We start from the raw sequence: 7,429 nt of genomic DNA, 5'->3' as shown, positions 1-7,429 counted from the left end.
AGCTACGTGACCTTAGCAAGCAGTCGCTCCACGCCGCTTAGGAAGATCGCGTCCTGTCGCTCAACCAGTTCTTCCCACATGGTCCACAGGCGGCCGTAGGTGGCATGGCGCATCCACTTTGGCCGCGGCGGTGGCGGGTCGTCACAGAAGCGGTAATGCCCGCCCAGCCGCCGATGCAACCGCGCAAGCCGCCCGTGGCTGCGCTGCATGTCATCCGCCCGCTGCGAGGCATAGGCGAGTTGGTAGGCGCCACGCCCCCGGCTCAGGAAACGCAGCCCGCCGTTGGGGAGGTAGAGCTTGGCGCAGCGGCGGCCGGTCGCCGGGCAGATCCACCACCACCGAACGCCGCCAAAGCGACACGGCGTCGCCTCCATCAACACCGTCTGATCCTGCCGGCCGGTTGGGCGGTGGTGGTGCGCCACGTCAAAAATCAGCCGCGCTAGGCCGCGATCCCAGCGCAATGACAGCCGCACCTCTACCGCGGCCCAGGGCGTTTGTTCATCGTGTCGCGTCCACGTCCACCGTTTGGCTCCGGCCTCGACTAACTGCCGCTCCGTGATCGGCCCCTGCCGCTGCCGGCGGAGTTCGGTCGTGACAGGGCGAACCACTCGGCACACGTCCAGTACCAGCGAGGCGCAGCCTTCCACCGTCGCCAGCCCGCCGCGCCTGCCACTGTTGAAGCCGCCCATCGCACCGCCCCTCCGCCAGATTATCCGAAATCGCTTGGCTAACCTGCCCTGCCGGCGCTCGGATCAAGCACCAGCGCCGAAGGCCTGACGCCACAAACCGTCGATCCATTCGATGTCTGTGGCTGGCAGCCGCGTGGCGACAGGCTTGCCGACTAGCCACTGCCGCCACCGTTCCAACCGCACACGGTCCGCCGGAGTGACGCCAGGGCGCCAAGTCAGCAGCGCAATCTGTTTCCGGGCCGTCTTTGGGGCGAGGTCCGCGAATGAGAAGGCGGGCGCCGCCTGCCACCTCGCCTCGCTCGCCACCAGCGCCGCCAGCGCGTGCCAGTCTGTGTTCGCCGTCGCCAACGTGCGGGTGATAGCCGCAGCGGTTGCCACCACCTCGCCGGGCTGGTCGCTGGCCAGCAGCGGCAGCAGCTTGGCGAGGCGTGAGCCAGCAGATGCAAGGGCGCTCATTGGCTAAGCTCCGGTTTCGCGTTGGCACTGCCGCCGGCTGATACCGCCACTCCTACCGGCTCAATCGGAGTGGCGAAGGTCGCCAGGATCAACTTCGGCCCGGCTTTATCAAACATGACCTCAAGCCGGTCGCCGTCCTCAGCGGCCACGGTGCCTTCGCCGAATTTGGCGTGCCAAATACGGCGGCAACCATGAGGCACAGGAACTGGCATAGGCGGGCGCTGGACGGGTTCTGCGATTGCGTTGGCTATAGCGGCCCGCCAGCGCTCAACAGCCGCCCTGTGGGCCTTTACAGCAGGATCTTGCCACCAGTCGGCGATGCCGCCGAAGTCGTCGGCTTCGGCGGCCTTTAGGGCACGGTCCAAAGCGGGAAACTCATCAAGCATGGACCGCGCCACCGCCGCCGCATTTTCGTCCCCACGCTGGACGCTCGACAGAAGCCGGCGGAGGTCGGCAATCTTCCTTGCCGTTGCCTTGTCAACGGGCTCGATGCCGGCCGGATAATCCGTCACTGCGCGCCACCAGCCCGCAAGCGTGTCCGCATCTACCGCCGGAAGATGCAGCGCCAAGTCGCCTACCATCTGAGCAACCATCTTCGCCCCGCGCGCTACCGCATCGTGGTAGGCGCGCAATGCATCCTCGTAAGCTTTGGCTTGCCGCCGCCGCCGCTTCGCCTCCAACTCGGCCCATTCTATCAGGGTCGCGATTGGCGGCAGCGCTTTGGCGGAACGCCGTGCGCGCTGCCCCACCAGACGCACGATATCGGCTGAGTAGCAGCCCAATTCCTCGCCGCACGCAGCGCTGAAGGCGGAAGGATTGACGCGTGCGTTGGGGAAGATGCCAGCGAGATAGGCGCCAGCATGTTCGGCATACTGCCGCCGTGCATCAGCCTCGGCGGTATCGTGCGTGATCCTCAGCCAATCGGCGTGGTCGCGGAGAAAGCCCTCGGCATCTTCCCGCCCATCAGCACAAACCAAGTCCTCGACGCGCGGCGAATACGGCGCGTCGGTTTCCTCATCCCAATACTGGCAGGCGATTGTCGCGAAGGTTGGTTCGGCCGCCATCTTCTTCCGGCTCATAGCGTCGTCGGCGTGGTCTGGCGCCGCTCCCTTCCTTTGTGTTTCACGGGGTCGCCGCGAGTGCGCGACGCGTCAGCGGAGCGCGCGTAAGCGGCGCCATACGGTTTCCCTACGCTATCGCTACGGGATACCTGTTCAGGGCGGGACGGGGCGCCATCTGACGGCGGGACGGGGCGCCCGCTGATGGCGGGGCGTCCCGCCCGCTGATGGCGGGACGGGGCGCCGCCTGTCGGCATGACAAGCGCGAACCTGGCGCTCGATTGCGGGCCGCCGTCGCTCAGGCGGCAGATTAAACCACCCGCCTCCAAGCCCGTCAGCGCATCCCGAACCGTTCGCCGGGATCGCCCAATGAGATCCCCGATGGTTTGCTGCGCGGGCCATGCGGCGCCGCGATCCGCGTTGAAGTGCTCGGCCAGCGTGACGGCTACCGCAACCTGCGCCAGCGTCGGCCGGGGTCGCGCGGCAATGACCGCGCGCACCCATGCGAAGCGTTCGCCGACATTCATGGCGAGGCATCCTGACACAGCGTGGTCCTCATGCTCTCGCCTCCGCCGGCCGCTGCCGGCTCATCAAATGGAGCGCTACCAGCGCCAGTATTTCGGCCGCTTCGGCGGCGGCGAGGTCGCCACGACGGCGGGCGTCGGCGGCGGCTTCAAGGTGATCACGAAGGGTGCGCGTGGTCGAAATCATGCGGCGCTCTTTCGAGTTGCACGCAGCGCTGGAAAGCCGGACCCGGAAGGGCTATGTTCGTCTTGCTCAGAGACCAAACTGCCTACCGCAGCCCCGCCGGCAACGCCGTGCGGGGTTTGCTTTTTCAGGTCGTGGAAAGGCGCAGCGCTACCAGGATCAGCAGCGTTGCGAAGGTGCCGGTCAGCGGCAGCGCCAGGGCGACACGCATCACGCGGCAGCCTTCTGCGGGCCAATCTGCGCGGCGGGCAGGCTGGCGAGGAAGGCGCGCACGCTGCCGGCGTCCACCAGCGTGGACCGACCCAGCTTCACGAACCGGATGTGTCCATCGGCCGCAAGGCGATAAAGCGTGCTGCGGGAGATGCCGAATACGCTCGGGGCGTGTGGCACCGGCACCATTTCCGGCATGGGCGGTGCCCTGCGGCTCGTGGTGTCAGGCTGGTACGCGGGAGATTGATCCATGTCTGTCGCCTCTCCGCATTCCGGCACCATGCCGGGGGACAGCGGGCGACAGACCTATAGAAGCCGAAGTGGATGCCTCGTCATGAGAATAAACGCGGGGGTTTCGTCAGTCGGGCCTGCGCCACCGCTGCCCGACTTCAGGGAACGTGTAGCCGCCACGCTGCGACGCCCTGCCGGCTCTCTTAAGGGCTGTGTCGTATGCGAGACGGGTGTCAAATTTCATGAGAAGGCGTGCAGCCTCGCCCGGCGTACGGCAGCGAGACGCAAAGTGTTCGAAAAGTCTTGCGTCAAGCCGCGCGCGTAGGTTTGCCGGTGGACGATTAGCACCCGGTTTTTGCGGGCCGCGGCGGATCATGTCGCACACGTCTTTCGATCGTTGAAACCAGTCCTCGCTGCCGCCAGACTGATTTAGTAGCAAGGCGAGGACCAGGTGTGCCGTTGCCTCGTTCCACTCGTTCGGCGTACGCGCGACTGACAGGTTAGAAACGCATTCCGCTACTGAAGGATTATCCAGTACGTGCGCGCGCTGGCTGGCCGGAGGCTCCTCCATCAGTAGCCTTGCAAGCGACGTCTTCGGCAGATCTGAAGCGTTCAGGTTTTCCTGGCAATTGTTGTCGTCTGACATCCGCGCCTCCGCGCACTCCGCTGGGTAGCTGGCAGGGGCAGCGCGGGCGGAGGATCCGCGCGTGAGGCCGGCCACAGCCCGCCCCCACCATCAGAAAGCATATAGAATTGTTGCGCTCTAAGCATCAGAATTGCTCTTGCGGACGCGGCGGCTATTTTGGCGAGATACGGCACATGTACGGCCGCTTCGGGTCTGGCGCCATGGGAGGACTGGCCGTTGAGCCAATGGGATGATTTGCTACTGTCCATGGCGCGCAACCGGCGGGCCGGCTTCCTTACCTGCACCCGGGCCGAATGCGCCTCCATCTTCCAGGCTATCCTGGTCGCGAAGCGCGCTGAAAACGCGCCTTACGGCGGTATGCGCGCAGCCCGTTCAAGTGACCCGCTCCCCATTCGCCCAACCCCGGCGGGGCATGTGCGGATTTTTGTCTCCTTTCGATCTCAGGATGCCCTGGATGAATAGTGCCGCACGCACGCTCAGCAGTGTCGTGGTCGTCTTCGCAGCCACGCTTTGGTGCTGCCCCGCATCTGCCCAGCGTGCGGAGGTGATCGACGGCGACACCATCCGCGTCGCCGGTGTCGTGGTCCGCATGATGGGCCTGGACGCGCCTGAGCGTCGCGCCCGCTGCCCGGCCGAGGCACGGCTTGCTGCCCGCGCCACTGCCCGCCTGCGTCAACTTGTGCGGCCGCGCGTTTGGCTGGAACGTCGCGGGCGGGACCGCTACCGGCGCACGCTGGCCGTGGTGCGCGACGGTGCCGGCCGTGACCTGGCGCAGGTGATGATCCGCGAAGGCCTGGCACGGCCCTACAACGGCCAAGGGCAGCGGGAGGGGTGGTGCTGATGGCCGGCCTTGCCTGCCTCGCCGGCCTCCGCGAGACGCTTCATCTCGCGGGTGCGTTGCTCGGCAGTCCGATATCCGCGAGCGTCGGCTTTCCAAGGTCTGCACCTCGGACCTTGCTTCGGGCGCCACCATGCGGGGCAACGTCGCCGCGCGCCTGAGCCGCCTTCTCCGCGCCGATGCGTGCCTAGGCTCTACATGATCCCTGTAGACGACGGTCCGTCCTCAACCTCTAGTCTGTTGCGACTCGGCAGAACGTTCCGCTAGACGACAGTCGCAAGATCTTTAGTAGAGGGCGAGCGTTTGGAAGCTGCACAACTTGACGGGCCTGCATTCGCGCGACCATCGGCAGCGGAGATTGCCGAATTGATCGGCCTTTGGGGCATGCTGTCCGATCGACGCCGCACCGCCGTCATGGCCTATGCACGGATGATCGCGAAAGAGCCTGGCGCGCCGCACGCGCACCAGGAGCAGGCGCCCAACATCGCGCCCTAGGCGCAACGACCATGCTCCCCTCCCCGCGTGCTCCCGACGCCAGAATGGTCAAGGAACGGTGTACGGGTAGAGCAGGTGGAACTGAATGCGTTCAATCACCTCCCGCATCCGCACCGGCTTGGTGATGTGGTCGTTGGCGCCCATCGCACGGCTCCAGACCCCGGCCAGAAGGTCCGCAGCACCGGTCATGATGATGATGGGGATCGTCATGCCGTCGCGCCGGAGACGCTCGCACAGCTCGCCGCCTTCGCCGTCCGGCAGGTTTTGATCGAGCAAAATAGCGTTGAAACCGTCGCGCGCCGGGCCAATGGCGGCCTCTGCTTCCGCCAATGTGCTCGCGCCAACGGCGCTGTAATCGGGCTGGGAATTGATCACGTCGACCAACAAGCCCCGAAGGACGCGGTCATCGTCAACCACAAGCACGCGGATATCGGGCATGGGTAGGCGCCTTGCTACCTAGGGATGAAAGGGTGAAGCAGAGCGCACCTTGATAGCGGCCTCTTTGCTTTTGCTGTCATCACGTTGCTCTTAGCGGCCGAGTGCGCGAGGCGATGTTACCGCCGCCGTCATGGATCCGGCATTCCTCGCCCTTGCTGTCAGAACAAAACTAGAACATGCTGTCGGCATGGATGCACCCGGCCCCGTCGATCCCGAAGTCCGCCGGCGCATGCGGGAAGTCGTCACCAGCGCCATCGGCACCCGCCGCCGGAGCCTTGGGGAAGCCGCAGCCGAAGCGCGCGGCCTTGGGCGTGGGATGCAGCCGGCATTGCCCGCCAGCGTCATCGATGCCGCAGTGGTGGACATCCTGCGCGAGGCCGGCGCGCATCTGGCCGCCGAGGAACCTGTCGAGCACGAGGGCGAACCGCTGCGGCCAGTGACCCCGGAGGAGGTCGCCGACAGCCTTGCCTACGCAATGCGGTTCAATGACCGGGGCAAGGCGAGGCGCACGGGCCACGAGTACACGGCGCAGGTCGCCGCGGGCGAACTGGTGAACCAGCTTCTCCGCAGCGGGTATGTGATCCTCCGGCGCCCGGTCTCCGGCCGGACCTGGGGCTGAACATGCCCGCGGACATGGCGCCGCCCTTCACGTTCGCCTCCTGGCGCGCGACGTGGCGGACGCGGCTGCCCTGCGGCTGTCGCGTCCGCACCGTCGGCCGGCGCGACTTGGTGGCGTCGGCTTGGGGGCGAGCGTCTGCATCTGCCAGCGCTGCTGGGCGCAGGGTTCCCTAAATGGAGGAGGAGGCTCGGCACCGACACGATCTGGCCGGGAAGAGTTGCGACACCAGCCGCCCGCGCGGTGTCAACCGCGCGTTGATGAAGATCACACCTTGAAAGAAACCGTCTCGAAGGCGTCGCGGATTGGCAGGATTTCGGCAATCTCGCCTTCATCAAGGACGTTTCGAGCCCAAAGTGCGCATGCCAGCCGCAGCAGATCTGGCCAACGATCGACGACACAACGGGCCGCGCTGGCGAACGCTACTTCATCGTCGACAACAAACTGCCGCGTAAGCTTATCTACCTCCGTCGCGTCACTGCACGCGCAAGACGAGGTTCCATAGCCAACTTCTGGATTGAAGTCGTCAGGTAGCGCTCGGCATACAACAGCGAGCCGCTCAGCAGCGCGACCTGCGGCATAGTATGCGGCTCGCCGCTGTGCGTTCCGGTCATCGCACAAGTCCTCAAGCTGTCCTGACCAAAGCTCCGTTCGTTGTGCCCCTGCGTCAATGCAATCCGGATGCCGACGGAAAATTTCGCATAGTGCCACCGCATGCCCTGCCTCGTGCAGGCAGACCTCCCACTTCAAACTCTTCGATGCAGGCGGACCGCGCCCGTTTGTTTGCTGATCCGTCATAAGCAACCCCATTGCCTCTATCGCCGCGGCCAAAAAGACCCGATCCACGCCGCGATGATGGTCAGGACGATCAAGTGCATAGGCTTCCCGTCGTACAGAGCGCGTGAAAGGGCACCTAACCAAAGCATTGCAAAGATGAAGCCGACGATCAGGACAGCAATCCATGTTGCGGTCGATGGGCGCTTGCGCTGCACAGCCGGCGTGGACCTCTGTTGCTCGCTCATCCCGTGCGTTCCTCGGCTTCTG

Annotated in this window: 12 protein-coding genes; 3 read left to right on the top strand and 9 right to left on the bottom strand. The window is 65.5% G+C overall.

Going from position 1 to position 7,429, the window contains the following annotated elements; genetic code table 11:
* Window positions 1–2: 2 nt before the first annotated feature.
* The 7 genes from ACFHPP_RS29805 to ACFHPP_RS29775 all read right to left on the bottom strand — a co-directional run bounded on the left by ACFHPP_RS29805 (window position 3) and on the right by ACFHPP_RS29775 (window position 3,998).
* Window positions 3–689 (bottom strand): hypothetical protein, encoded by a 687-nt coding sequence (locus ACFHPP_RS29805; protein ID WP_437166860.1) that lies wholly within the window; start codon window positions 687–689, stop codon window positions 3–5.
* A 63-nt stretch (window positions 690–752) separates the two neighbouring features.
* Window positions 753–1,145 carry a hypothetical protein gene (locus ACFHPP_RS29800; protein WP_437166859.1) on the bottom strand — a complete coding sequence of 131 codons (393 nt, stop codon included), beginning with the start codon at window positions 1,143–1,145 and terminating at the stop codon, window positions 753–755.
* Entirely contained in the window at window positions 1,142–2,209 is a 1,068-nt protein-coding gene (locus ACFHPP_RS29795; RefSeq protein WP_437166858.1) for a hypothetical protein, read from the bottom strand. Before ACFHPP_RS29795 ends, ACFHPP_RS29800 begins: the two co-directional genes overlap by 4 nt.
* Window positions 2,210–2,220: 11 nt before the next feature.
* Window positions 2,221–2,730, bottom strand: coding sequence for a hypothetical protein (locus ACFHPP_RS29790; RefSeq protein ID WP_437166857.1), 510 nt, complete (start codon window positions 2,728–2,730; stop codon window positions 2,221–2,223).
* A 28-nt stretch (window positions 2,731–2,758) separates the two neighbouring features.
* Window positions 2,759–2,914, bottom strand: a complete 156-nt coding sequence (locus ACFHPP_RS29785; protein WP_437166856.1) for a hypothetical protein — start codon at window positions 2,912–2,914, stop codon at window positions 2,759–2,761.
* Between the two features lie 207 nt (window positions 2,915–3,121).
* A complete protein-coding gene (locus tag ACFHPP_RS29780) occupies window positions 3,122–3,319 on the bottom strand; it encodes a helix-turn-helix transcriptional regulator (protein ID WP_437166855.1) in 198 nt (65 codons plus the stop codon).
* Between the two features lie 160 nt (window positions 3,320–3,479).
* Entirely contained in the window at window positions 3,480–3,998 is a 519-nt protein-coding gene (locus ACFHPP_RS29775; RefSeq protein WP_437166854.1) for a hypothetical protein, read from the bottom strand.
* A gap of 454 nt (window positions 3,999–4,452) precedes the next feature.
* Between ACFHPP_RS29775 and ACFHPP_RS29770 the strand changes: the two genes are divergently transcribed.
* Window positions 4,453–4,839: a thermonuclease family protein gene (locus ACFHPP_RS29770; RefSeq protein ID WP_437166853.1), complete on the top strand. Its 387-nt coding sequence runs from the start codon at window positions 4,453–4,455 to the stop codon at window positions 4,837–4,839.
* Between the two features lie 363 nt (window positions 4,840–5,202).
* Entirely contained in the window at window positions 5,203–5,331 is a 129-nt protein-coding gene (locus tag ACFHPP_RS29765; RefSeq protein ID WP_437166852.1) for a hypothetical protein, read from the top strand.
* A 48-nt stretch (window positions 5,332–5,379) separates the two neighbouring features.
* Here the strand turns inward: ACFHPP_RS29765 and ACFHPP_RS29760 are convergent, their stop codons facing one another.
* Entirely contained in the window at window positions 5,380–5,769 is a 390-nt protein-coding gene (locus tag ACFHPP_RS29760) for a response regulator transcription factor (protein WP_437166851.1), read from the bottom strand.
* Window positions 5,770–5,899: 130 nt separating this feature from the next.
* On the opposite strand from ACFHPP_RS29760, the gene ACFHPP_RS29755 reads away from it, so the two are divergent.
* Window positions 5,900–6,388 (top strand): hypothetical protein, encoded by a 489-nt coding sequence (locus ACFHPP_RS29755; protein ID WP_437166850.1) that lies wholly within the window; start codon window positions 5,900–5,902, stop codon window positions 6,386–6,388.
* A 264-nt stretch (window positions 6,389–6,652) separates the two neighbouring features.
* Here the strand turns inward: ACFHPP_RS29755 and ACFHPP_RS29750 are convergent.
* Window positions 6,653–7,429, bottom strand: a 777-nt coding sequence (locus tag ACFHPP_RS29750; RefSeq protein ID WP_437166849.1) for a hypothetical protein, incomplete at its 5' end; no start/stop codon positions are given.

Origin of the sequence: Falsiroseomonas sp. E2-1-a20, assembly GCF_051433195.1 — a bacterium.
Lineage (GTDB): Bacteria > Pseudomonadota > Alphaproteobacteria > Acetobacterales > Acetobacteraceae > Falsiroseomonas.
This window is presented reverse-complemented; position numbering and strand designations above follow the sequence as displayed.